24 protein-coding genes and 2 tRNA genes are annotated in these 23,186 nt (G+C 66.9%); 15 read left to right on the plus strand and 11 right to left on the minus strand.

The window, feature by feature from the left end:
* The first annotated feature begins 23 nt into the window (after window positions 1-23).
* The 7 genes from pfdA (at window position 24) to NO363_RS13210 (ending at window position 6,820) form a co-directional block, all read left to right on the plus strand.
* Window positions 24-497, plus strand: coding sequence for a prefoldin subunit alpha (gene pfdA / locus NO363_RS13180; protein WP_256685718.1), 474 nt, complete (start codon window positions 24-26; stop codon window positions 495-497).
* A gap of 3 nt (window positions 498-500) precedes the next feature.
* The gene (gene ftsY, locus NO363_RS13185) at window positions 501-2,009 is read left to right on the plus strand and encodes a signal recognition particle-docking protein FtsY (RefSeq protein WP_256685720.1); all 1,509 of its coding nucleotides are present in this window, start codon (window positions 501-503) and stop codon (window positions 2,007-2,009) included.
* Window positions 2,010-2,099: 90 nt separating this feature from the next.
* A complete protein-coding gene (locus NO363_RS13190; protein WP_256685721.1) occupies window positions 2,100-3,500 on the plus strand; it encodes a signal recognition particle protein Srp54 in 1,401 nt (466 codons plus the stop codon).
* A 49-nt stretch (window positions 3,501-3,549) separates the two neighbouring features.
* Entirely contained in the window at window positions 3,550-4,134 is a 585-nt protein-coding gene (locus tag NO363_RS13195) for a magnesium transporter (protein WP_256685723.1), read from the plus strand.
* On the plus strand, window positions 4,135-4,692 hold the full coding sequence (locus NO363_RS13200; RefSeq protein WP_256685724.1) for a magnesium transporter: 558 nt from the start codon (window positions 4,135-4,137) through the stop codon (window positions 4,690-4,692).
* Between the two features lie 42 nt (window positions 4,693-4,734).
* A complete protein-coding gene (locus NO363_RS13205) occupies window positions 4,735-5,706 on the plus strand; it encodes a lamin tail domain-containing protein (RefSeq protein ID WP_256685726.1) in 972 nt (323 codons plus the stop codon).
* Between the two features lie 37 nt (window positions 5,707-5,743).
* On the plus strand, window positions 5,744-6,820 hold the full coding sequence (locus tag NO363_RS13210; protein WP_256685727.1) for a molybdopterin-dependent oxidoreductase: 1,077 nt from the start codon (window positions 5,744-5,746) through the stop codon (window positions 6,818-6,820).
* On the opposite strand, the gene NO363_RS13215 is transcribed toward NO363_RS13210, so the two are convergent.
* Together NO363_RS13215 and NO363_RS13220 are read right to left on the minus strand one after the other, a co-directional pair.
* Window positions 6,804-7,214: an RNA-binding domain-containing protein gene (locus tag NO363_RS13215; protein ID WP_370525597.1), complete on the minus strand. Its 411-nt coding sequence runs from the start codon at window positions 7,212-7,214 to the stop codon at window positions 6,804-6,806. The two genes, NO363_RS13210 and NO363_RS13215, sit on opposite strands and share 17 nt — an antisense overlap.
* Window positions 7,214-7,765: an AAA family ATPase gene (locus NO363_RS13220; RefSeq protein WP_256685729.1), complete on the minus strand. Its 552-nt coding sequence runs from the start codon at window positions 7,763-7,765 to the stop codon at window positions 7,214-7,216. The genes NO363_RS13215 and NO363_RS13220 overlap by 1 nt, the downstream gene beginning before the upstream one ends.
* Before the next feature lie 83 nt (window positions 7,766-7,848).
* On the opposite strand from NO363_RS13220, the gene NO363_RS13225 reads away from it, so the two are divergent.
* The 3 genes from NO363_RS13225 to mptA all read left to right on the plus strand — a co-directional run bounded on the left by NO363_RS13225 (window position 7,849) and on the right by mptA (window position 10,174).
* Window positions 7,849-7,923: transfer RNA gene (locus NO363_RS13225), tRNA-Arg, on the plus strand.
* Window positions 7,924-8,323: 400 nt separating this feature from the next.
* Window positions 8,324-9,142, plus strand: a complete 819-nt coding sequence (locus NO363_RS13230; RefSeq protein ID WP_256685731.1) for an NAD(+)/NADH kinase — start codon at window positions 8,324-8,326, stop codon at window positions 9,140-9,142.
* A 105-nt stretch (window positions 9,143-9,247) separates the two neighbouring features.
* On the plus strand, window positions 9,248-10,174 hold the full coding sequence (mptA, locus tag NO363_RS13235) for a GTP cyclohydrolase MptA (protein ID WP_256685732.1): 927 nt from the start codon (window positions 9,248-9,250) through the stop codon (window positions 10,172-10,174).
* Window positions 10,175-10,374: 200 nt separating this feature from the next.
* On the opposite strand, the gene NO363_RS13245 is transcribed toward mptA, so the two are convergent.
* Window positions 10,375-11,181: a TrmB family transcriptional regulator gene (locus tag NO363_RS13245; RefSeq protein WP_256685733.1), complete on the minus strand. Its 807-nt coding sequence runs from the start codon at window positions 11,179-11,181 to the stop codon at window positions 10,375-10,377.
* A 122-nt stretch (window positions 11,182-11,303) separates the two neighbouring features.
* Here NO363_RS13245 and NO363_RS13250 point away from each other — a divergent pair, with 122 nt between their 5' ends.
* Together NO363_RS13250 and NO363_RS13255 are read left to right on the plus strand one after the other, a co-directional pair.
* Window positions 11,304-11,804, plus strand: coding sequence for an FxsA family protein (locus tag NO363_RS13250; protein WP_256685734.1), 501 nt, complete (start codon window positions 11,304-11,306; stop codon window positions 11,802-11,804).
* Window positions 11,805-11,853: 49 nt separating this feature from the next.
* Window positions 11,854-11,927 (plus strand) — tRNA-Ile (locus NO363_RS13255).
* Window positions 11,928-12,146: 219 nt separating this feature from the next.
* Here the strand turns inward: NO363_RS13255 and NO363_RS13260 are convergent.
* Window positions 12,147-12,449 (minus strand): hypothetical protein, encoded by a 303-nt coding sequence (locus tag NO363_RS13260; protein WP_256685735.1) that lies wholly within the window; start codon window positions 12,447-12,449, stop codon window positions 12,147-12,149.
* A 235-nt stretch (window positions 12,450-12,684) separates the two neighbouring features.
* Here NO363_RS13260 and NO363_RS13265 point away from each other — a divergent pair, with 235 nt between their 5' ends.
* Both NO363_RS13265 and NO363_RS13270 read left to right on the plus strand, forming a co-directional pair.
* Window positions 12,685-12,891 (plus strand): DUF7996 family protein, encoded by a 207-nt coding sequence (locus NO363_RS13265; RefSeq protein WP_256685737.1) that lies wholly within the window; start codon window positions 12,685-12,687, stop codon window positions 12,889-12,891.
* Between the two features lie 36 nt (window positions 12,892-12,927).
* Window positions 12,928-13,185: a DUF8006 family protein gene (locus tag NO363_RS13270; RefSeq protein ID WP_007740453.1), complete on the plus strand. Its 258-nt coding sequence runs from the start codon at window positions 12,928-12,930 to the stop codon at window positions 13,183-13,185.
* Window positions 13,186-13,342: 157 nt separating this feature from the next.
* Here the strand turns inward: NO363_RS13270 and NO363_RS13275 are convergent, their stop codons facing one another.
* The 3 genes from NO363_RS13275 to ahbB all read right to left on the minus strand — a co-directional run bounded on the left by NO363_RS13275 (window position 13,343) and on the right by ahbB (window position 18,373).
* The gene (locus NO363_RS13275; protein WP_256685738.1) at window positions 13,343-14,983 is read right to left on the minus strand and encodes a hypothetical protein; all 1,641 of its coding nucleotides are present in this window, start codon (window positions 14,981-14,983) and stop codon (window positions 13,343-13,345) included.
* Window positions 14,984-15,040: 57 nt separating this feature from the next.
* Complete coding sequence (locus NO363_RS13280; RefSeq protein WP_256685740.1) at window positions 15,041-17,200, minus strand: dockerin type I domain-containing protein; 2,160 nt, start codon at window positions 17,198-17,200, stop codon at window positions 15,041-15,043.
* Between the two features lie 132 nt (window positions 17,201-17,332).
* Window positions 17,333-18,373 (minus strand): siroheme decarboxylase subunit beta, encoded by a 1,041-nt coding sequence (ahbB, locus tag NO363_RS13285; protein ID WP_256685742.1) that lies wholly within the window; start codon window positions 18,371-18,373, stop codon window positions 17,333-17,335.
* Window positions 18,374-18,450: 77 nt separating this feature from the next.
* Between ahbB and NO363_RS13290 the strand changes: the two genes are divergently transcribed.
* Entirely contained in the window at window positions 18,451-19,308 is an 858-nt protein-coding gene (locus NO363_RS13290) for an SDR family NAD(P)-dependent oxidoreductase (protein WP_256685744.1), read from the plus strand.
* Between the two features lie 55 nt (window positions 19,309-19,363).
* Here NO363_RS13290 and rnhB read toward each other — a convergent pair whose 3' ends face one another.
* From rnhB to NO363_RS13310, 4 genes are all read right to left on the minus strand, one after another.
* On the minus strand, window positions 19,364-19,990 hold the full coding sequence (gene rnhB, locus NO363_RS13295) for a ribonuclease HII (protein ID WP_256685746.1): 627 nt from the start codon (window positions 19,988-19,990) through the stop codon (window positions 19,364-19,366).
* Window positions 19,991-20,039: 49 nt separating this feature from the next.
* A complete protein-coding gene (locus NO363_RS13300; protein WP_256685747.1) occupies window positions 20,040-20,189 on the minus strand; it encodes a hypothetical protein in 150 nt (49 codons plus the stop codon).
* A 39-nt stretch (window positions 20,190-20,228) separates the two neighbouring features.
* A complete protein-coding gene (locus NO363_RS13305; protein WP_256685749.1) occupies window positions 20,229-21,530 on the minus strand; it encodes a tRNA pseudouridine(54/55) synthase Pus10 in 1,302 nt (433 codons plus the stop codon).
* 66 nt (window positions 21,531-21,596) lie between these two features.
* A complete protein-coding gene (locus NO363_RS13310) occupies window positions 21,597-23,111 on the minus strand; it encodes a lipopolysaccharide biosynthesis protein (RefSeq protein WP_256685751.1) in 1,515 nt (504 codons plus the stop codon).
* Window positions 23,112-23,186 lie beyond the last annotated feature (75 nt).

Raw genomic sequence — 23,186 nt, forward strand, 5'->3', positions numbered from 1 at the left:
GTGTGCCGCACGGAGGCGGGCCGATGAGTCTGGGTGGTGGCGGCGGTGGCGGCCAGCTCGAACAGCTCTCGCAGGAGCTCGATGCTCTCGAACGCCAGAAGGAGGCGATGGAGGACGAGATCGAGGGGTTCCGCGAGGAACAGCGGGAGATCGACGAGGCGACCGAGGCGCTCGAAAACCTCGAGAGCGGCGCGACGGTGCAGGTGCCCCTCGGTGGCGACGCTTACGTTCGCGCGGAGATCCAAGACGTCGACGAGACGGTCGTGAGCCTCGGTGGTGGCTACGCGGCCGAACGCAGCGAGGAGGAAGCCATCGAGACGCTCGAACGCAAGCGCGACGCGCTCGACGACCGCATCGAGGAGGTCGACGAGGAGATCACGGAGATCGAGAGCGAGCGCGACCAGCTCGAACAGCAGGCCCAGCAGCTCCAACAGCAGCAGATGCAGCAGCTCCAGGGCCAGATGGGTGGGCTGGGAGAGGAATCGGACGACGAGTAGGCGATGTTCGACGGACTCAAAGACCGACTCAGCAGTTTTCGCCGCGACGCCGAGGAGGAGATCAACGAGGCGGCTGCCGACGTCGAGGACGAAGAGATCATCGAGGAATCGGACGCGGCGGCAGAAACCGACGAAACCGCTCCCGAGAGCGCCGCCGACACGACCGACGAAACCGAACCCGCAGTCGATTCTGACGTTGCGACCGATGAATCGACCACAGCGACGCCTGAACCCGACGAGGCCGACGACCCAGTAGCCGAACCCGAAACATCTGATTCTCCACCAGCGGAGCCCGAAGCGCCGGTCGAATCCGAGACTCCGGTCGAATCCGACGTACCGGACGAAACCGACACACAGACGGAACCCGATACGCCGGTCGACGAGTCGGTCGATAGCGAATTAGCTGATAGCGAACCGGTCGAATCCGAGGCCGCAGTCGAAGCCAGGGCGGCCGAACGGGCGATCGACGATGACGGGAGTGAGTCGGCAGGAGCGGCCGAAGCGAACGAAACCGGCGAAACGGAAGCGGAGTCCGCGGCTGCGGACGAGCGCGAACCAACCAGGCTGCGTCGACCGTCACCGTCATCGGCCGACGAGACCGAAGACGAGGACGACGACTCGCTCGGACTCGGGACGCGCGCGAAGCTGTTCGCCACCGGCCAGTCGCTCATCGAGGCCGCCGAGCTGGAGGAGCCGCTGTTCGAGCTGGAGATGGCGTTGCTCGAAAGCGACGTCGAGATGAGCGTCACCGAGGCGATCCTCGACCGACTGCGCGAGGAGCTCACCGGCGCAACGCGTGCGCAGGTCAAGGGCACGGGCCTGGTCGTCGAGGAGGCGCTCGCCGAGGCGCTCCGCGAGGTCATCTCGGTCGGCCAGTTCGACTTCGAGCAGCGGATCGCCGAGGCGGACAAACCCGTGACGATCGTCTTCACCGGCGTCAACGGCGTCGGCAAGACGACGACGATCGCCAAGCTCGCGCGCTACTTCGAGGAGCGCGGTCTCTCGACCGTGCTCGCGAACGGCGACACCTATCGTGCGGGCGCGAACCAGCAACTCGGCGAACACGCCGAGAACCTCGACAAGGAGTATATCGCCCACGAGCAGGGATCGGACCCGGCGGCCGTGCTCTACGACGCTGTCGAATACGCCGAAGCCCACGACATCGACGTGGTGCTCGGGGACACGGCGGGTCGGCTCCACACCTCGAACGACCTGATGGCCCAGCTGGAGAAGATCGACCGCGTCGTCGATCCGGACATGACGCTGTTCGTCGACGAGGCGGTCGCAGGCCAGGACGCCACGAACCGCGCCAGCGAGTTCGACGACGCCGCGACGATCGACGGCGCGATCCTCGCGAAGGCCGACGCCGACTCGCAGGGTGGCGCAGCCATCTCGATCGCCCACGTCACCGGCAAACCCATCCTCTTTTTGGGCACCGGCCAGGGCTACGACGATCTCGAACGGTTCGATCCCGACGTGCTCGTCGATCGGCTGCTCGGCGACGAGGAGTAGCGAAATTTCGTTCGAGCTGCACTCTTGACTCTCCCTGAAATACTGGCTGTCCAGAAGGCCTTTAACCGCTACACGGCCTAACCCCGCCAAATGGTACTCGACGATCTCGGGAGTTCCCTGCGGGGCACTCTCGACCGACTGCAGGGAAAGACGCGCCTCGACGAGGAGGACGTCGAGGAGGTCGTCCGTGAGATCCAGCGCTCGCTGATCCAGGCCGACGTCGAGATCGACCTCGTGATGGAGCTCTCGGACGAGATCGAGCGGCGCGCGCTCGAAGAGGAGCCGCCGGGTGGGACGACCGCCCGGGATTTCGTCCTCCGAATCGTCTACGAGGAGATGGTCGATCTCGTCGGCGATAGCACCGAGCTCCCGCTGGAATCACAGACGATCCTCCTCGCCGGGCTCCAGGGATCGGGGAAGACGACCACGGCGGCGAAGATGGCCTGGTGGTTCTCGAAGAAGGGCCTCCGCCCTGCGATCATCCAGACCGATACCTTCCGTCCGGGTGCGTACGATCAGGCCGAGGAGATGGCCAGCCGTGCCGAGGTCAGCTTCTACGGCGATCCGGACAACGACGACCCCGTCGAGATCGCCCGCGAGGGGCTCGCCGCCACCGAGGAGGCCGACGTCCACATCGTCGATACGGCGGGTCGCCACGCGCTGGAGGAGGGGCTCATCGACGAGATCGAGGCGATCGACGCGACCGTCGATCCGGACCGCAGACTGCTCGTGATGGACGCGGCGATCGGGCAGGGCGCGAAGGATCAGGCCCAGCGTTTCGAGGAGGCTATCGGCGTCGACGGCGTCGTGATCACGAAACTCGACGGGACGGCGAAGGGCGGCGGGGCGCTCACGGCCGTCAACGAGACCGACTCGTCGATCGCGTTTCTCGGGACCGGCGAGACGGTTCAGGACGTCGAGCGCTTCGAGCCGAACGGCTTCATCTCCCGGCTGCTCGGGATGGGTGATCTCAAGCAGCTCGCCGAGCGCGTCGAGCGCGCGATGGAGACCGGCGACGAGGACGAGGATTGGGACCCCGAAGACATCATGTCCGGCCAGTTCACGCTCAAGGACATGCGCCACCAGATGAACGCGATGAACAAGATGGGGCCGCTCGATCAGGTGCTCGACATGATCCCCGGGCTCGGCGGCGGGATCAAGGATCAGCTGCCCGACGACGCGATGGACGTCACGCAGGATCGAATGCGGAGCTTCGAGGTCGTCATGGACTCGATGACCGAGAAGGAGCTCGAAAACCCTCGTTCCGTGGGCGCGAATCAGGTCCGCCGCGTCGCCCGCGGCTCCGGCCAGCCCGAGGAACGTGTCCAAGAACTGCTCGAACAACACCGGATGATGGAGCGCACCCTCAAACAGTTCCAGGGGATGGGCGACGCGGACATGCAGCGGATGATGAAGCGCATGGAACAGGGCGATGGTGGCGGCGGGATGGGCGGCATGGGTGGGATGGGCGGCGGTGGCGGCCCGTTCTGAGTAGCGCGAAGCGGACGTGTTTTTACCGATGGCGGCGCTCGACACGCCAATGAGCGTCGTCGAGGTCGCGCGCGAGGCCTACCGCGAGGCGCTGCCGGCGCTGTCGGTGAGTCTCGTCGCCGGGCTTCTCTCGGGGGTCGTTCTCGGCGGGATGCAGGACGAACTCCGGGTCGTCAGCGGACTGCTCATGCTCGTGCCGGCGTTTCTGGCCACGCGGGGCAACGTCTTCGGCTCCTTCGGCGCGCGGTTGGCGACCGCGCTTCACCAGGGGCTCATCGAACCGCGGGTGCGCGGTGGTGACGAGCGCCTTCGGGCGGCAGTCACGGCTGCTCTCGTGAACGCTCTGCTCGTGAGCGTCTTCGCCGCCGTCGCCACGTATTTCGTGCTGACGCTGCTCGGACTGCCCCACGCCTCGCTGCTCACGCTCGTTTCGATCGCCACTATCGCGGGCGCGCTCTCCGGTGCCGTCCTGGCGACGGCGGTCGTGGTGGTGGTCTTTGCGGGCTACCGGCGCGGCTACAACCCGGACACCATCGTGGGGCCGGTCGTGACGACCACCGGCGACGTCTTCGGACTCCTCTTTCTCCTTCTGGCCGTCCGGGTCGTCCTCGCGCTACTCGGAGGTGGCGGCTGAGTGGCGACCGAGTGGTCGGTACGGGCAATCACGCGCGCGATGCTGCCGATCCTCCTCGTGCTCACGCTCGTCGAACTCGGGAGCGGTCTCGTGCTCGACTCGTTCGAGGCGACCCTGCTCCAGTTCCCCTCGCTGCTCGTGCTCGTGCCCGTCACCATCGGCACCGCCGGTAACCTCGGGAGTGTGCTCGCCGCGCGACTCTCGACGGCCCTCCATCTAGGACGGCTCTCCTTCGCACCCGACGACGAGGTGCTTGCGGGCAATGCTGTCGCGACTATCGCCCTCTCGTTCACTGTCTTTCCGACCGTGGGTGCCGGCGCGTGGGCGTTGTCGGCGCTGGTCGCCGAAACCAAGCTCCCGCTCGCGACGGTCCTCCTGGTCGCGACGGCCAGCGGCGCGATCCTGGCCGTGCTCGCCGTTCTCATTACCGTCGTGGCGACCTACGCCGCCTACCGGTTCGGTCTCGATCCCGACGACGTGGTGATCCCCGTCGTGACGAACGTCTCGGACGTACTCGGTGTCGTGGTTCTGTTCGCCGTCGTCCAGGTCGTCGTCTGAGCAGGACGGCGGATTTACGGACCCGGCCCTGCTCGGTGACGCATGGATCGCCGCGTGTGGCTGCTCGTCGGCTGTCTCGTGCTCGCCGGCTGCGTAGCCACCGGTCCGGGTGCCGACGGACCGACGAACGCCTCCGCGGCGACGACGGCGCTCGACGGCCCCACCGCGAACGCGGACGTCGGCACGACCCCCGCGAAGACGACGCACTCCGGGCTTCGGGCGACCGTCACGCACGTCGTCGACGGCGATACACTCGACGTCAGATATCCCAACGGAACCACGGACACGGTCCGGCTACGCGGCGTCGACACGCCGGAAGTCCACGTCCCCACGAACCCGAGCGAGTACGAGGGCGTGCCCGACAGCGACGCCGGCGCGACGTGTCTCGACGACGCGGGCGACGAGGCGAGCGCGTTCACGACACGAGCGGTCGCCGGCGAGACGGTGCAGCTCGTGGGGATCGACGGGCGCGGGCGCTACGACCGTCTGCTGGCGCTCGTCCGCCACGACGGCCGCGATCTCAACTACCGGCTCGTCGCGACGGGTCATGCGCGGGTCTACGACAGCCAGTTCGCGGGCCGCGAGCGGTTCTCCCGAGCGGAAACGCGCGCCCGACGGAACGGAACGGCTCTCTGGGCGTGTGCGAGCGAGCCGTCGGCGACACCGACCGGGTCCGACGACGGCCCGCTCGCGATCGCCGCGATCGCCGCCGATGCACCGGGCAACGATAACGCGAACCTCGACGAGGAAACCGTCACCCTCGAAAACAGCGGGTCGACCCCGATCGCCCTCGACGACTGGACGGTCAGCGACGAAGTGGATCATACCTACTCGTTCCCGAGCGACGCCACCCTCGCCGCCGGTGCGAGTCTCACGCTGCACACGGGCCGGGGAACCGACACGGACACCGACCGTTACTGGGGAGCGACGAGCGCCGTCTGGAACAACGACGGCGACACCGTGGTCATCGCGAACGCGAGCGGCGCGGTCGTCGCGCGGCGCTCGTACGGCTGAGCGCAGCACTCAACCGGCTGGCAGCCGTAGTCGAGCCGTGGTATCGCGCCTCGAACTCCCGCCACGGCTGGTCGACCTATCGATCCTCGTAACCGTGGGTTTCGCGGTCGCCACCGGCCTGCTAACCCTTATTTCTGGTCGGCCCGGCGACGCGGTCGTGTTCGTCCTCCACGGGATGGGTGGGCTGGCGCTCGTTCTCCTCCTCTTCTGGAAGCTCCGCCGAGTGCGCCCGCGACTGACCAACCGGGTGGCGTGGAACCGGGGCACGATCGTCTCGGTTCTCCTGACCGGTCTCGCGCTCGCAGCGCTCGCCACCGGGTTCGTCTGGACCTCGGGCGGAACCCCTACGATCGGTCCGTGGCTGCTCCTGTTCGTTCATATGGCGCTCGGCGCTCTCGTCGTTCCCGTCCTGCTCGTCCACCTCCGGGGGCGGATCCATCTCCCGAGCACGGACGACTTCGAGGGCCGGCGGACGGCGCTCTCCTCGCTCGCGGTCGTCGGTTTCGGCGCGCTCGCGTGGCGCTTCCAGCGCGGGGCGAACCGCCTGCTCGGACTCGCCACCGATCAGCGCTTCACCGGCTCGACCGAGGAGGGAACGGACGCGGGCAACGCTTTTCCGGTAACAAGCTGGGTCGCCGATGATCCCGACCCGATCGATCCCGACGAGTGGGAGCTCCGGGTCGGCGGTGCGGTCGAACGCGAGCAGACACTCTCGATCGACGATCTCGACCCCGACAGCGCGGGGCGCACGACCCTCGACTGCACGAGCGGCTGGTACTCGACCCACGACTGGCGTGGCCTCCGAGTCGGCGATCTCCTCGATACGGTCGAACCCGACCCTGCGGCGGAATGGGTCTCCTTCCGTTCGGTGACGGGCTATCGCTGGAGCCTCCCGATCGAGGAGGCACGCGACGCGCTGCTGGCGACCCACACCGACGGCGAGCGGCTCTCGCACGGCCACGGCTTCCCGCTCAGGCTGGTCGCACCCGGCCGGCGCGGCTTCCAGTGGGTGAAGTGGATCGACAGAATTGAGATCAGCCGCCAGCGCGACACGAGCGAGTGGCTGGCGATCTTCGTCAGCGGGTTCGAGGAGAACGCTACGAACGATCGTTGACCGGTGTTCCGTCCTCGGTCGGCGGCGCGATATGGTTGATGTACTCCTCGACGCTCGGCTCGTGGACTCGGATCCGTAGCTCGATATCGCCGAGTTCGTCCGGTTCGCCGACCGCGAAGTTGACGACGCCCTCGAAGGCGGCCTGTTTCTTCAGCGCGACGCGCACGACGTCGCCCTGACGGTCGGCGAAGAACTCGTTGCGGGCGCTGTCGAGGATCTCCTGGTCGTGGAGCAGTTCCGAAAAGTGGTCCAAACTGTGGGTTTCGGCACGTACCTCGCCGGGCGCGCGCTCGATCTCCGCGCCGGGCACGAGGTTCTCGACGGCCGTGACGATCCGCTCGGTGACTTCGGTGTCGTTGACCGGTGCGGCGAGTTCCACGTCGATGCGATACATCATTCACCTTCCTCCGCGAGCAGCGTCCGGATACGATCCTGAAACGCCGCGAGCGAGTCGGTGTTCTCAATCCGCCTGTCGGCGCGCTCGATGGCATCGTCCATCCCGAAGCCGATTTCGCGCTCGTCGCGTGCTTCGAGGCTCTCACCGCCGTCGGCGCTCGTGACGTCGCGTCCCCGTGCATCGACGCGCTCGGCGCGCACATCGAAGGGAGCCTCGATGGCGATCAACGAGAACGCCTCGCCAAAGCGCTCCTCGAACCGTTCGACCTCCACCCCAGAACGGATGCCGTCGACGAGCACCGTGGACGAGTCGGCGAGCTCGCGCTCGATGATCGGCAGCGACCGCTCGGCGATGGCCCCCTGACCGCTCTCCTCGCGGAGCGCCTGCGCCACGCGGCCGTGGTGCTCGGCGGGATCGAGCCCCCGATCGCGGCAGGCCTCCCTGATGACGTCGCCCATCGTCACGACCGGGATCCCCATCTCGCGGGCGACGGCGGCGGCCTCGCTCTTGCCGCTGCCCGGCAGGCCGACGATACCGATGACGCTCATTGCGCCCTCTTGTGGAGAATCGCTGTTAAACGCTCCGCACCGGACCCAATCGCTTTTGAACCGCTCGCTCTCACCCCCCATGAGGGCACGTAGCTCAGCCCGGATAGAGCGTCGGACTTCTAATCCGACGGCCGTGGGTTCGAATCCCACCGTGCCCGAGTACCTTTTTACTTCGTCGGGTTCGCGCGGAGCGCGAACCACTCCTCGCAAAAAGCTACGCTAAAAACTCCCGCTCGCTCCCTACGGTCGCTCACGGCGAACCGCGCTCACTGCGTTCGCGCGGACACGATCACTCCGCACCGCACTGCAACACACCGCTCGTACCGCCGAAGCCCTCGGCACGCGCTCACTCCGTTCGCTACTCGCTCGGCCTGCGGCCTCGCTCGCGCCCCTCGCCCTTCATCCGCCAGGAGAGCAAACTCGCCTGAGCCTCGGCTCGCGTCGCTCGCCGAGACGCCAGGCACCGCACCGCTCCCGCCACCGCCCGGCGACCGCAACCGCCACCCGCAGCGCGGGCGGACCACGCGCTTTTTGCTCGCGGAGGTGAAACGGGGGGCGATGAGGGCCGGTATCGTCGCCCGTCGCGGCAACGATCGGGCGGCCGCGCTCGCCGCCGAGGTCCGCGAACACCTCCGCGAGTCGGGTGCCCAAGTGTGGGTCGACGAGGCGACCGCCGACACGCTCGCAGTCGATGGCTACCCCGTCGCGCGGATGAGCGACTGCACGCTCGTCGTCTCGATCGGCGGCGACGGCACCTTCCTCTTTACCGCCCGCGAGGTCGGCACGACGCCGATCATGGGCGTCAATCTCGGCGAGGTCGGCTTCCTCAACGCGACCTCGCCCGACGACGCGCTCGCCGAACTCACGCGCGAACTCGACCACATCGAGCGCGAGGGCGAGCCACGGACCCGGACCGTCCCCAGACTTCGTGTCTCTGGCGAGGATATCTCGCTCCCGCGCGCACTCAACGAGATCGTCGTAATGGGTGATCGCGGTCCCGGTCGCGGTGCCGAATTCACCGTCGAGATCGACGGCAGCGAGTATCTCGACAGCCACGCCGACGGCGTGCTCGTCGCCACGCAGACCGGGAGCACGGCCTACAACCTGAGCGAGGGCGGCCCGCTGGTCCATCCCGACGTGCCGGCGCTCGTCGTCACAGATATGGCCGCGACCGACCCGATGCCGCCGCTGGTCGTCGGTCGGGACAGCGAGATCGCGATCACGGTCGGTGACGGCGACACGGCCGTGGTCGCCGACGGCCGCAATCGTGTCGCCCTCGCCGCGCCTGCGACGGTCACGATCGGTGTCGCCGACGAGCCGACGCGCATCGCCGGTCCGCCGCTGGAGTTCTTCAGCGCGCTCGACAAACTCGACTGACCACGGGATGGCGATGGTGTGGGTGGGAAAACGGGGTGAGTGGTGGGGGCAAGACTGGGGACGTTTCGCAAGGTGTAACGGGGAGGAGCACCAACGAACAGCCGAATGAGCCAGCAGCTGCCGGACGTACAGGCTGCCCAGCCAGATGTAACCGTGGGACTCAATCACGTCGGCGTCACCGGCGTCGAGAAACTCGTCAAACTCGGTCGGGAGAACAAACGCCCGATCGTGCTGATGGCGACCTTCGAGGTGTTCGTCGACCTGCCGTCGTGGCGCAAGGGTGCGGACATGAGCCGGAACATGGAGGTCGTCGACGAGACCCTCGAAGCGGCCGTCGCCGAGCCTGCCTACCGCGTGGAGGACGTCTGTGGCGACGCCGCCGAGCGCCTACTCGACAAACACGAGTACACGACCGAGGCCACCGTCGAGATGGAAGCCGAATACGTCACGCGCGAGCAGACACCCGCGAGCGACAAGGAGACTCAGGGCACGGCGACGATCATCGCCAGCGCCTGCGCGACCGAGGAGGGGACGACCGAGGAGATCGGTACCAGGGTCACGGGGATGACCGTCTGTCCGTGCTCGCAGGGCATGTCGGCCTCGCGCGCCCGCGAAACCCTCGCCGAACTGGGCGTCGACGACGAAACCACCGAACAATTCCTGGAGGAGGTGCCACAGGCCGGCCACTCCCAGCGCGGACACGCGACGCTGCGGGTGAAAAGCGACGGTGCACCCGAGGTCGACATGCGCGATCTCATCGACGTGGCACGCGATTCGATGAGCGCCCGCATCTACAACCTCGCCAAACGTCCCGACGAGGATCACATGACGGAGGCCGCCCACGCGAACGCGAAGTTCGTCGAGGACTGCGTGCGCGACATGGCTGAGGGCGTCGTGGGCGAGTTCCCCGATCTCGCCGACGACGCGGTGGTGACGATGAAACAGTCGAACGACGAATCGATCCACCAGCACAACGCCCACGCCGAGCGGGTCGCGACGGTCGGCCAGCTCCGATCCGAACTCGACGACTGAGTTTTGGTGCAGATTTTTGCGAACGAGCGCGCGGCGCGAAGCGCCGCGATCTGCGCGAACGGTGAAACCGTGAGCGCGACGCGAGCGACGCAAAAAGGTGCAACTGACGGATCGATCCACCAGCACAACGCCCACGCCGAACGGGTTGCAACGGTCGGTCAGCTTCGATCCGAGATCGACGAAACGGCTTCGGCCGACGACTAGCCGAGATCGAGGCGCTTGGCCCCCTCCCAGCGCGGCTCGAACTCGCGGGTAATCTCGCCGGCGAAGGCGGGATCCTTGATGTCGATCATCGCGAACAGCTGCGTGCTGTCGAGCGGGTGTGGCACCTCGATACAGGTCTCGACGCCGTCGATCACGGTGAAGGTCCGCTCGACGGCGTCGCTGGTCCGCGTGCTGACGCGATCGTGGGGCAAGAGCGTGTTCACGTAGCGCTCGTTGACGGCATCGGGGAGCTCCGTGACGAGGTCGGGATGCATCAGCAGCGAGACGTCCACGCCACGATCGACGGCCGCGCCCAGTCGCTCGGTGACGCGGTTGCCGACCGATGCCGTGTCGAACTGGGCCGACAGCACCGCCGCGACGACCACCACGCTCTCCTCGGCGGCCGCGAGGCGCTCTTCGAGCAGATCGATCGTCTCCTCGGCACCGACCGCCGCCGTCCAGAACCGTTCGTTGGCGGGTTCGCTGGCGTCGAGTTCGCAGACGAGCTCGTCGACGACCTCCTCGTACTGGTCGGCTCTGGCTTCGAGCTCGCGCCGACGATCCTCGAGCAGCCGCGACAGCGCCGTCTCGGGTTCGACCGCGACGTATTTCTTGGGCCGCGAGGCGCTCTGCGATCTGATGAGGCTGTGGGTCTCGATGGTCGCGAGCACGTCGTAGATGCGACCCATCGGCACGCCGCTGGCGCGCGAGAGCTCCTTTGCGGTCGTCGGACCGGTATCGAGCAGCGCTCGATAGACGCGCGCCTCGTATTCGGAGAGGCCGAGGTCGCTGAGATCAGCCATCATCCCACCGTTTCGGGCCACAGCAATAAACTCATCGGCAGTTCATCGCCCGTCGCCAGTGCGTCCGCTGGTTCGCACGTCCGTCAGGAAAGGGTTTTGCGTGCGCGACCGGTAGGGAGGCTATGCTGCTCCGGATACTCGGATTGCTCCTTCTGATCCCGCTGTTCGACATGGTGGTGCTCGTCGCCGTGGCGACACAGACGTCGCTCGGTTTCGTCGGGGCCGTGGCGCTGGTCGTTCTCACGGCGCTGATCGGCATGTTGCTCGTGCGTTCCGAGGGCCGCCACACCGCCCGGAAGATCCAGGAGCGTATCCGGAACGGCTCGTTGCCGGGCGACGAACTGCTCGACGGCGGGCTGCTCATCGGTGCGGGCGCGTTCCTGCTCACGCCGGGGTTCGTGACGGATCTCGTCGGGCTGGTACTTGTCGTGCCGGTGACGCGCTGGCCCGTCCGGAAGGCGCTCAAGCGCTGGCTCGTCATCCCGTATCTCGACCGGAAGATGGGGGGGATCGCCAGCGGTGTCGCCTACGGCGGTGGCTTTCCCGACGGGGAGGACACCTACGACGTCGATGCCGGCAGTTACGAGGTCCACGACCGCGATGGCGATACGAGCCGCGACTGAGGACGCGAAGAGAAACGCTTACAAACCGATGGGAGCAATCACTGGTGTCGGGCCAATAGCTCAGTTAGGTTGAGCGCTCGGCTGATAACCGGGAGGTCCGCGGTTCAAATCCGCGTTGGCCCACTGTTCTTCGATCGTTTTCCTCGTAGTGGCGACACCGCTGTCGCTCGCCGGTAACTCTCTGAAAAGACAGCAGGGGGACGTTACAGGTGATGCCACGCAACGGAGCCCCGCTGTCCCGGAGCGCGCCTTGCTCCATCGTTTTCTTTGTGCTTGGACAGCATAAGCTTTGTGTGGTGTGCAGGCGGATGACATGACTGTCGTCGGGCGCACTGCCGACCGTCAGGACTGCTGGAAGCGCGTCGTTCCGGCGGGGCCGGCAGCCAGCTCGTGGCGTGGGGTGTGGTGGACCGGTGGCTCGGCTCGACGGCTCCCGGCGATCGCCGGCTCCACGGTGATCGACGCGTCGTTCCACGGCGCGAACATCGCGTGCGGGATGAACTGCTCGCTGTCGTTTCGGCGCAGCGTCACGCCAGCCGGGTCGGTGGCGACGACGACGGCGTAGCGCTCGTGACTGTCGGTCTCGTAGAGAACGTCCCCGACATCGGGGTCGGCGCGGTCGGTCGTGGCATCGGTGGCTGTCATGGTGGGCTGTCGGCGGGAGCGGGGACCGCTGTGACACCGCCGCCGTGTTCGGTCGGACGACCGACCGGCTATTGAATCACGATCACCGTTGCCGGTCGTTTCTCACCGTTCCGGGCGTGAAGCGACCGAAATCGTCCGGCCCGGTCGCGTGACGGAATCGTGTGATTGAGACGTTTCGAGCCCGTACCGGGGGTATGAATCGTTCACGACGCCGAAACGGTCGGGTGAGCTGCCCGTGAGCATCGACGAGCGGGTGCTGTTCGCCATCGTGCTCGCCATCGGCGTCGTGCTCCCCGGCGGTGCGAACTACGCCCTTTCGTCCCTCGGCTTCGAGACGGCCGGAACGGCCGTCTGGGCGCTCGGCTATCTGGGGGTGGCGCTGTTCGTCTGGTATCGCTGGATTCGCCCGCTCGATTTCGGTGCGCACGGCGACGGGTCGTAACCTTGAAATCTGGGACCGACTCATCCCACCACGAGAATGTTTCCGTTCCCGCTGCAGGCGCTCGACCGGTTCCTGCTCCAGTACAATCTCGGGCAGGTGCTGTTGCTCGTCTTCGTGCTCGCGCTGCTCGCCGCGCTCGCCCAGCGGTCCAGGAAGGTGCTCTCCATCCAAGTGATGACCTTTGGCCTCCTGTTCGCGATCGTCCCGAGCATCGACGGCCCCGGCTACTATCTCTATCTCGGCCTCGGACTCCTCGTGGTCGCACCGCTGCTGTTCACCACCGCCAACCGCTGACCGCTCTCGCGGCGTTTTAGCCACCTATCGCGTCCGGTAGCGACGGACCACAATCCCTTCTCGTCGACGAACGCGCCGAGAGACATCGACCGAGAATCGCGTCGAAAATCACCGGCGAACCACGACTGTTCGCCGATCCGCTCTCCTGCGTCGATCCCTATTCGCCGGTCGCGTTCGTCGGGAGATCGACGCGCAGCGTGTGCGTGCCCGACTCGAACGTCCGCGTGTCGCTATCGACGTAGTTCTGGAGCTGTTCGGTCGCGGGCGACCAGACCGGTCCGGGTTTCGTGTAGCTCACCAGCGAGAGCGTCACCGACTCGCCGTCGGCGACCGTGAACGTCGTCGTCGCCGTGCCGTTCTCGACGGTGACGTTCCGACTCTCGATGCGATCGGCGAGCGCCGCGTCGGTGGTGAACTCGCCGTCGGAGCGCCGCGTGATCGGCTCCTCGCTGCTACCGTGTGCGAACCGGAGCAGCTCCTCGTTCGTGTAGGTGCCGTTCGGCCCTTGCAGCTGCTCGATCGGCTCGCCGCGCACGAGATCGACCTGGTAGTAGGTCGTTTCGTCGCTGCCGAGGAAGCCAAGCGCGTCTCGTTCGGCGTTCGTGAGGCTGCCGTCGTCGAGCGCCTCGCTCAGCGCCACGAGCTGGTCGTCGGAGAGATCGCCGCCCGCGATAGCGTCGGCGATCGCGGTGCGCTGCTCGTCGCTCAACCCATTGCCGGCGAGCGCGTCGGTGATGGCCGACGTCTTTGCGTCGGTGAGGCCGCTCGCGGCGAGCGTGCTGCTCACTCCGGAGACCTGCTCGTCCGAGAGTCCGCTGTCGGCGAGCGACGCGGCGACAGCCCCCGCGTCCGCACCGCCGTCCGCTCCGTTACCGCTGTCCGCGCTACCGCCGGCATCACCGCCTGCTTGCGCACCGTTGCCGTCACTGCCCGTTCCGACCCCGCTCGTTTCCGTTTCCGTCGAGGTGGTGTCGGTTTCGATCCCCGTTCTCGACGAATTGTCCGTCGTTTCGGTCGGGGCTGCGGTCGCCTCCGTTTCGCTCGGTGCGCTCGTTTCGGTGTCCGTCACGGTCGGTCCCGTAGTGCTATCGGTCGGGCTGGTCGTCCCCGCTTCCGTGTCCGTCGGCGCGGCCGTGGTCGTCGCCGTCGGCGTGTCGGTTCCGGTCGTCGCCGTCGGCTCCGGAGCACTCGTTTCGGTTGCGGTGGCCGTGTCCGTCTCGGTGGCCGTCTCCGTTTCCGTCGGCTGCTCGGTGCTGGTCGGCGTGCCCGTGCCTGCACCGGCAACTGTCAGCGTACCGGGCGTGGTTTCAGTGACGTCGTAGAGTCCGCCCGCCGAATCGCTGATTTCGTTGACGTCGAGCGTGAGTGCACTTTCCCCGGTCGCGGTTCCATTAACCGTTACTGTCGCTACCGTAACACCATCCGCATCGCCGGAAAGCGCGTTGCCGAAGTATATGACATCGAAACTCGCCGCCGAGCCGTCGTCAGTGATGTTGACGTTGCTGTCGGCGGGACTACCCGCTAGTTCGATGTTCGTTATCTCGCCGACCGAAGGGTTCGACAGTTCGATCGATGCGTTCGTCGTGCCGACACCATTGTCCGTGTTGTCGACGACGATGTCGTATGTCGCCATTTCACCAGCCGCGACCGTCGAGGATTGCGGCGAGAAGCTGACTGTCGTACTTCCGGCCGCGCTGGCCGTGAACGACACGGCCGCGCCCGCGGAGAGAAGCACGACCGTGACGAGGGCGATGGTTGCAAGCGTTCGCTTCGAGGAACCGTGTGTGTCCTTACTCATTTTCGTCGTGTTTGGGGTGTTGTCGCACTGTGGTCCATACGTCGCATCTCGCGAGCGTCATTTCGAATCCGCCCATTTGGCGTACAGCGCCTGTGCGTCGGCCTGTGTGACCTTTCCTTCGCCGTTGAAGTCGAACGCATCGGGATTGTTCTTGACCGCCGGATCGTCGAGGTTGTCGTACAGCGCCTGCGCGTCGGCTTTCGTCAGCTCGCCGTCGCCGTCGACGTCCTCGTATTTGCCGTCTTCGTCGAGGTCCTGCGGCGGGTTCTCGAACTCACCGACCGGCTCCGGACTGGCGGTGTACTCACCGCGCTCGACGATTGTCCCGCTCGCTCCAACGGCAACGTCGGGATACGAACCCGTCGTGTCGAGAACGATCCCTTCGAGACCGTTGCTCGTCGGCGTCTCGTCGGATTGCCAGCCCGAGCCGGTGCGTTCGAGGACCGTCCCGCTGCTGCCGGCGGCCAACCCCTTCTTCCCTTCGCGGGTGATGGCGTTGAGCGTGTTCTGTCCGGCGTAGAGCTTCGTCCAGACCGAACCGTTGTACCGGAAGATCGAGCCGTCGCCGCCCGCGACGTTGATCTCGTCTGAACTCACCGCGGCGACGTCGTACAGCCCGACGCTGCCGCCGCCGATGCCGATCTCCTCCCAACTGTCGCCACCGTTGGTCGTCTCGTACACCTTCGAGTTCGTATCGCAGATGTAGCCCGTGCTCTCGTCGATGAAGTCGAGTCCCTTCGCGCTGGAGCCACCGCCGGGCTTGACCGCCGATCCCCAGTCCATCCCGCCGGAGCCGTTCTTCGTCCCGGAGAAGAACTCGCCGGAGCCGTTGATCAGGAACACCGTCTCGGAGCCGGCCGCGCCGACGACCGCGATGTCCTCCCAGGTGCTAGATTTTCCCTCGGGTTTCGAGTAATCGGTCTTCGTCCCGCTCCCGACATCGTACTGGCCGATGACGCCGCTGCCGCCGGCGAACCAGACGTGGTTGCCGTCGTCGGTGACGCCGGCCCCGGTGAGGGTGTTGCCCTGCGTCGTCGGCCCTTTCTCGATGACCGTCGTCCAACCCGTCGATCCCCGCTCCAGAACCCGCCCGCCACCGCCGACGGCGTACGGCCCCTGGCTCGAGAGAACCGTGTCGTTGAGCCCTTTCCCGGTCGGCGAACTCGCCTCGGTCCAGTTGGCCGAATCGGGTCGTGGCTTCCGTTCGGCCGGCGGATCGGCGGTGTACTCGCCGCGCTCGACGATCGTTCCGCTGGAGCCGACGGCCACGTCCGGGTAGCCTCCGGCGGTGTCGAGCGCCGCTCCCCGCAGCGTGTTCGTCGTCGGCGTCTCGACCTCGCTCCACGTACCGGGTCCGTTCCGTTCGTACACCCGACCGCCCGAGCCGGCGGCCAGCCCCATCTCCCCGTCACGATCGATGCCGTAGATGGTGTTCTGTCCGACTTTCAGCGGCGACCACGTCGACCCGTCGTACCGGTATATCGTCCCGCTGCCGCCGGCCACGTTGACGTCCGATTCGCTCACGCTCGCCACGCCGTAGAGTCCGATGCTGCCGCCGTCGATGCCGATTTCTTGATAGCTACCGCCGTCGTCGGTCGTCTCGTAGACCTTCGTGCTCGTGTTCGAGATGTGCCCGACTGAACTACTGGCGAAATCGATCCCTTTCATGCTGGAACCTGAGCCCGGTTTCTGGGCTTCTCCCCAATCCATCCCGCCGGAATCGTTTTTCGTCCCGTTGAGCACCTCGCCGGAGCCGTTGACGAGGTGGACGGTTTCGGATCCGGATTTCCCGGTGACTGCGAGGTCCTCCCAGGTGCTCGTCTTTCCCATCGGCGCGGAGTAGTCGGTGAGCTCTTCGTCGGCCACGTCGTACTGGCCGATCACGCCGCTGCCGCCGGCGAACCAGACGTGGTTGCCGTCGTCGGTCACGCCGGCTCCTTTCAGAGTGTTCGACTCGACCGTCGGTCCCTTCGAGATAACGGTCTCCCAGCCGTCGTCACGGCGGGCGAGCACCAGTCCCCCGCTCCCGACGGCGTACGGTCCTTCGCTGGTCTGTACGACGTCATTCAGTGTCTTGCCCGTTGACGAGTCGGCCGCGGACCATGCCGACGCCTGTGCGCCGGCTGTCCCCGAGACCGCCGTCCCGACGCCGGCCGCGAGGGCCGCCGCGCCAGTGAGTTCCAGGAACCGTCGCCGGTTCCGGTTGATGTCCGTCATGTCTCATCCCGTCATCAATGGTTGCGGGGTTATGGTTGTTGCTTGCAGGAACGTTGGAACAACCGATTCCCGAACCGATCGCAGGACGGATCCGACGAGAACCGACCGCCACCACCGGGGCGAACGGCCGATCTAATTTTCGAGCAGCTCCTCGTACTGCGCGCCGGTCTGCTTCAACGTCTCAGTCGAGAAGAGCCGCTCGTGGGTGTGGGGAAGATGTTCGTCGGCGAGTTCGTCGATCTTCTCGTCGACCATCTCGGCGTCGCGACCGTGTATCATCGTGAACAGGTTGTACGGCCACTCCTGGTCGGGTCTGCGCGGGCGGTGATAACAGAGCGTGACGTATGGCAGCGACCCGACTTCGGTCCCACGGGCGTCGAGATCGTCGTCGGGCACGTCCCAGACGACCATACAATTGGCGTCGAAACCCGTGACGACGTGGTTGACGATGCAGCCGATGCGCTTGATGCAGCCCGTCTCACGTAGCTGGCGGATGGCGTCGATCACGTCTTCGACCGGCTCGTCGAGCTCCGCGGCGATGTCACGATAGGGCGTCGCCGTCAGCGGGAACCCGCCCTGAATGGCCAGTAGGAGCCGTGCATCGAGCGCCGAGAGATCGCCGGTCGCCGACTCGCTGATGGCGGTCGCGCGCACGTCCTCGCCCCCGCCGCTCGACTCGCGGGCAAAGCGATCGCCGTTCACGACCGGAAATTCGAGATTGATGTAGAAATCCGTCAGCATCGGGAGGTTCAGCACCGAACAGCCGGTTCGCTCCTCGATGTCGGCGAGGATCGCGTCGCGCGTCTCGCGCGAACCGGCGGTGACGACGAACCACATGTTCCAGGGATGATCGCGCCGGTAGTTGTGGTTGACCTGCCGGTGTTCGTTGACGATCTCGGCGATCTCGTCGAACCGGTCCTCGGGAGCCTGCACCGCCGCGAGCGTCGACGAGCCGATGACGGGCGGGTTGAGCACCGCGCCGAACCGTCGGAAGATCCCCTGCTCGCGCAGCGTCTCAACGCGGGCGAGCGCCTCGTCCTCACCGATGCCGAGCGCCGCGCCGATCGCGCGGAACGGCCGCTCCTCGACCGGGAACCCGCTCTGGTAGTCGTCGATCAGGCGGCCGTCGACCGCGTCGAGATCGGCCCGCCAGTCCTCGGCCAGCGAACTCATTGGATTCCCTACGCGACGGCCGAACTACGGTCTGTCGGTTCCCGCGCGGTTATGACGCTCCCGCTCGACCGCTCGGCATGACCGATTCCAGGAATCTGACCGGACAGGTCGCGCTCGTCACCGGTGCGACTGGTGGCATCGGGCGCGAAATCGCCCGCCGACTCGGCGCTCGCGGGGCACACGTCGTCGTGACGGGCCGCTCGCGCGAGCGCGGGGAGGAGGCCGTCGCCACCGTCGAGCGGGCTGGCGGCAGCGCGCAGTTCTTCCGGGCCGATCTCGCAACGATGGCGACCGTCCGCGCGCTCGCCGAGGAGTTCCGTCGCCGCTACGATCGCCTCGACGTGCTCGTGACCAACGCCGCCTGCTCGCGCGACAGCCGTCAGCTCACCGCCGACGGCCACGAACTGACGCTCGCGGTCAACCATCTCGCGCCGTACCTGCTCACACACGACCTGCTCGACATGCTCGTCGAAACTCCCGACGCTCGCATCGTCGCCACCTCCTCGACCGTCCATTCGACCGGCGAAATCGACTTCGCCGACCTCCGACTCGAGACCGACTACGACGCGTTCGCGGCCTACGCGCGCTCGAAACTGTCGAACTTGCTCTTCACGACCGAACTTGCCACACGGGTCGATTTCCCTGTGAACGCCGTCCATCCCGGGTTCGTGCCCGGCAGCGGGCTCTACCGCCACGCTTCGCTGCCGACCCGGGCGTTCATGGCGCTCGCCGCACGCCTCCCGCTCCTCGGCACGTCGGTCGACGAGGCCGCCGACCCGCTCGTCGAGCTCGCCGTCGATCCCGACGGCGATCACACCTACTTCGATCGCCACGATCCGACCGATCCCGACCCGCGCGTCGACGACGATCGACTGCGCGAACAGCTCTGGAACGTCAGCGCCGCGCTCGTCGACGTCGATCCCGACTGGCCGTAACTCGCGATCGACCCCACAGCAATCGTGTAGCAGTATGGACGACACGCGACGGGGTTCAAAAATCGGCGAGCGCGGACTGATCGGCGGCTTCCAGAACGTCGCGACTGGTCTTCCAGGATTCGCGCGCGAACGGCGGGAGATCACCGTGCTCGCGGACGTATTCGCGGAGGAACGAACGGGTACTGCTATCGCCCGGATAGCCGCTGCCGATCGCGCCGTGTTCGGCAGCGAGATCGGCGATGTGTTCGTCACGGGCGACTTTGGCGACGATGCTCGCCGCACCGACGTGCTCGTGGGATTCGTCGGCACCGTGCTCGGCCGTGATCGCCACGTCGGTCGCGGTCTCGGCCCTCACGCGGCGACCGAACCGTGCCGCATCGGTGTCGCAGGCGTCGACGACGCCGGATTCGCCGGTGGCAGTCGCGCGATCGATCGTGTCGGCCATCGCCGCAGCCGTGAGCGCGTTCAGGCTTCCGTCGTCGATCTCGGTGGGGGTGACCTCGCTCACGGCGATCGTGACCTGCTCGTCGGCGCGGAGCTCGGCGGCCAGCGCCTCGCGGCGGGCGGGCGCGAGCCGTTTCGAGTCGTCGATCCCGTCGGGCAGCGTGGCGTCGGCGCTGACGCACGCGACGAACAGCGAGCCCAGGACGGGCCCGCGCCCCGCCTCGTCGACGCCGAACATACCGACGGCTCGCGCGGCAGGCAGAAAGCGGTTGGCAAAAACGGCGGTGTTAGTCGGCCGTCCCTGGCGTGAACGGCTCCGGTTCGTCCTCCTCCTCGTCGTCCGTCTCGCCGTCTCCCTCGATTGCCCACTCCGGGAGCTCCTCGTGCTCGTCGTCCTCATACAGCCGCGTGGAATCGGTCGTTCGATGGTGACACATGGGTTGCTGCCTCTATGCTATGGTATGGCATGAAAGAACTTAACCGCTCGGCTCGACGAGATAGTCGGGATCGGCGAACGCCTCGTCCTCGCCCTCGACGGCGATCACGTCGAGCGCCGTTACCTCGCTGTCGACGCCGAGTAGCCCCGCGAGACTCGGCTCCGTCCGGCCTTCGTCGCTGCTCACGAGTTCTTTCACGTAGAGACCGCCAGCGCCGCGCAGCTCTACGGTGGCGTGGCGGTCGTCGTCGAGCTCGCCCTCGATTTCGTAGACGTCGCGCACGCGAGTCCGACTCGCCCGCCGGTGATCGACCCGCTGGGGCGTCTCCTGTTCGATCGTCGCGCCGTCGAGTTCGGCGAGCGCGTCGGCGAACGCCGTCTCCTCGATCGGTTCGGCGAACTCGATGGCCATCGAGTAGGTCTTGTGCGCGTCGAGCTCCTTCACGCGCTCGACCATTTCGTGGGTCGCACGCCGGAGCCCCTCGACCTCGACGCTCTCGTCGGCGAACTCGTTGATCTCCGTCTCCAGTTCCTCGGCGTCGACCGCGCGCCGCTGCGGGTGTTTGACCTCGATGACGAACGGGCGGCCGGTGCCCTGCATCGTCGCGTCGACGTCCTCACGACCCGCGCCGTGGAAGATCGATTCCGAGCCATCCATCGCCTCCTCGACGACCGGCGCGGTCAGCTCCTCGACGCTCCTGTCGTAGAGATAGCCGCTGCCGCCGCAGTAGTCGCAGGGCTCCTCGCCGCCGTCCGCGACGAACTGCTTGCCGCTGCCGCCGCACTCCCGGCAGGGCCACTCGGTCTGGGGGATTCCGCGTTCGAGCTTCCGGTAGCGCCCGTAGACGAACGCTGGATTCACCTGGACGTCGACGTCGCCGCGGTCGAGGTTGACGAGTGCGAGCACGTCCGGGCGCTCGAAATCCACCTCTGTGTCCGTGCGCTCGCCGAGACGCTTGCCGACCTCGCGGTTGAGTGCGGATTTGAACGACTCGCCGGCGTCGGTGGGGAGATCGCTCTCCTCGCGCAGCAGGCGGTCGTTCTCCTCGATCAGCGGCGGGACGCGCGTGCCGACCTGGTACGTCTCGAACTCGACGTCCCCGAGTGCGGCGACCGCGCGCTCGGCCCACTCGTCGAACCGATCGCACTCACCCTCGCAGACCCAGCAGTCCTCGGGTCCCTCGAACGGTTCGTCCGCGTCGAGCGCGACCGTGGTTCTGAGCGCGCGTCCGCGCGCCCGGTTCGTGAGGCCGAAACTCCGGTCGGCGAAGACGCGGCCGAGACAGGAATCACAGATAGGGCCGTTGTCGAGGACGGCCCGCGCGTCGTCGAGGATGGACATGCGATGGAAACGCGCTCTTGGCACTCACCTGTTGTGGTTCGTCACCGGAATCGTTGCCGCGAACCTTCACGAGACGACGGTACGGGCCAGCCGGCGACAGAGCGCCACGCTGTCGTACTCCGAGAACCGTTCGACCGCGAGCGCGAGCACGCCGTAGACGACGACGCCGACCAGAACGAGGAGAGTGAACTCGACGACGCCGGTGGCGACGCCCATACGGTGGACGGCGACGACGGCGATCCCCATGAGGATGCTGGGCACGGCAGGGTAGGCGACGAGGCGAAGCAGGCGTGCGTAGCTCCCGTCGACCGCCCGCGTCGCGAGATACGTCGCGACCGGCTCGGAGAACAGCAGCGAGTTGCCGACGATCACCAGTCCCGTGCCGACCGCACCGTAGCGCGCTGTCGCGGGATAGATGAACGCCGCGATGATCACTAGCTTGCCGAACTGGATCTTCGTCGGCACGTCGGGTTTGCCGATGGCCTGGAACAGCGGGCCGGTCGTCGCCCCCAGCGAGCGCAGCAGGCCCCACGCGGCGAGCAGCTGGATCATGGGGATCATCGCGTCCCACTGCTCGGTGAGGAAGGTGTCGACGAACGTCGGTGCGACGGCGGCGACGCCGACCGCGATCGGGAAGGAGATGAACGTCGTGAGCTGAACAGTTTTAAAGAAGCCGTCGCGCAGCTGGCGGTCGTCGCTCTGCATCTTCGAGTACGTCGGGAAGATCACGCTCGAAATGGTCTGGGTCACCTCCGTCGCGGGCGCGTTCGAGACGCGGTAGGCCAGCTGGTAGAGCCCGACGACGGCGGTCCCGAGATACCAGCCGACGAAGGCGTCGTCGCCCTCCATGATCAGAAACAACACCACTCCGGAGGCGAAGATCCACTTCCCGTAGCCGAACAGTTCGCGCGCGTGATCGAGATCGAACCGCGGTCGCGGCCGATAGTCGGCGACGAAGTAGGAGGCCACCAGCCGCACGAAGTCGCTCGCGACCAGCCCGAGCACGAGCGCCCACACCGAGCGGGTGAGAAAGGCCACGACGACGGCGACCGCCACGTAGAAGACCGTCCCCGACAGCGTGTAGGCGAACTGTTTGTCGAAGCGGAGGTCCTTCTTGAGATAGAGCAGTCCCGGGTTCTGGAGCCCCGAGAGCAGCGGCGAGAGCGCGAGCACTCTGAGAACGGGCGCGAGCTGCGGCTCGTCGAAGACGAGCGGCGAGGCGACGATCGGTGCGCTGGCGAACAGGATGGCGGCGACGACGAGTCCGCGCGCGTTCTGCATCATCCAGGCCGTGTCGAGATAGGCGTCGACGTCGTCGGCCTCGCGCTGGATGAGCGCGGCGTCGATACCGAGCCTGGAGAGCTTGGTCAGTGCGCTCATCACGACGAGTGCGAGCGCCATCACGCCGTACGATCCGGGGCCGATGAGCCGCGCGACGAGCAGCACCATCGCGAGCTGGAGCACTCTGTCGACGACGTTCGTGAGCATGACCCAGACGCCGCTGGTGACCGCGCGTTCGGTGAGGTCGCCGCCCGGGCTGAGCACGCGCCTGACGAGGGCGACGACGCTGCTGATCGACACACACCCGATTTCCATCCGTGGTTCATATCGTCGTCGGAGTCGCCCGCGGCCTTCTCGGAGCGGTCGACGACCACG

The sequence above is a fragment of the Halococcus qingdaonensis genome, from assembly GCF_024508235.1.
GTDB classification, from domain to species: Archaea; Halobacteriota; Halobacteria; order Halobacteriales; family Halococcaceae; genus Halococcus; species Halococcus qingdaonensis.

Coding starts and splice junctions, on each gene's coding strand:
- pfdA (WP_256685718.1), top strand. CDS start 24: ATGAGTCTGGGTGGTGGCGGCGGTGGCGGCCAGCTCGAACAGCTCTCG.
- ftsY (WP_256685720.1), top strand. CDS start 501: ATGTTCGACGGACTCAAAGACCGACTCAGCAGTTTTCGCCGCGACGCC.
- NO363_RS13190 (WP_256685721.1), top strand. CDS start 2,100: ATGGTACTCGACGATCTCGGGAGTTCCCTGCGGGGCACTCTCGACCGA.
- NO363_RS13195 (WP_256685723.1), top strand. CDS start 3,550: ATGAGCGTCGTCGAGGTCGCGCGCGAGGCCTACCGCGAGGCGCTGCCG.
- NO363_RS13205 (WP_256685726.1), top strand. CDS start 4,735: ATGGATCGCCGCGTGTGGCTGCTCGTCGGCTGTCTCGTGCTCGCCGGC.
- NO363_RS13215 (WP_370525597.1), bottom strand. CDS start 7,214: ATGTATCGCATCGACGTGGAACTCGCCGCACCGGTCAACGACACCGAA.
- NO363_RS13220 (WP_256685729.1), bottom strand. CDS start 7,765: ATGAGCGTCATCGGTATCGTCGGCCTGCCGGGCAGCGGCAAGAGCGAG.
- NO363_RS13230 (WP_256685731.1), top strand. CDS start 8,324: ATGAGGGCCGGTATCGTCGCCCGTCGCGGCAACGATCGGGCGGCCGCG.
- mptA (WP_256685732.1), top strand. CDS start 9,248: ATGAGCCAGCAGCTGCCGGACGTACAGGCTGCCCAGCCAGATGTAACC.
- NO363_RS13245 (WP_256685733.1), bottom strand. CDS start 11,181: ATGGCTGATCTCAGCGACCTCGGCCTCTCCGAATACGAGGCGCGCGTC.
- NO363_RS13250 (WP_256685734.1), top strand. CDS start 11,304: ATGCTGCTCCGGATACTCGGATTGCTCCTTCTGATCCCGCTGTTCGAC.
- NO363_RS13260 (WP_256685735.1), bottom strand. CDS start 12,449: ATGACAGCCACCGATGCCACGACCGACCGCGCCGACCCCGATGTCGGG.
- NO363_RS13270 (WP_007740453.1), top strand. CDS start 12,928: ATGTTTCCGTTCCCGCTGCAGGCGCTCGACCGGTTCCTGCTCCAGTAC.
- NO363_RS13275 (WP_256685738.1), bottom strand. CDS start 14,983: ATGAGTAAGGACACACACGGTTCCTCGAAGCGAACGCTTGCAACCATC.
- NO363_RS13280 (WP_256685740.1), bottom strand. CDS start 17,200: ATGACGGACATCAACCGGAACCGGCGACGGTTCCTGGAACTCACTGGC.
- ahbB (WP_256685742.1), bottom strand. CDS start 18,373: ATGAGTTCGCTGGCCGAGGACTGGCGGGCCGATCTCGACGCGGTCGAC.
- NO363_RS13290 (WP_256685744.1), top strand. CDS start 18,451: ATGACCGATTCCAGGAATCTGACCGGACAGGTCGCGCTCGTCACCGGT.
- rnhB (WP_256685746.1), bottom strand. CDS start 19,990: ATGTTCGGCGTCGACGAGGCGGGGCGCGGGCCCGTCCTGGGCTCGCTG.
- NO363_RS13300 (WP_256685747.1), bottom strand. CDS start 20,189: ATGTGTCACCATCGAACGACCGATTCCACGCGGCTGTATGAGGACGAC.
- NO363_RS13305 (WP_256685749.1), bottom strand. CDS start 21,530: ATGTCCATCCTCGACGACGCGCGGGCCGTCCTCGACAACGGCCCTATC.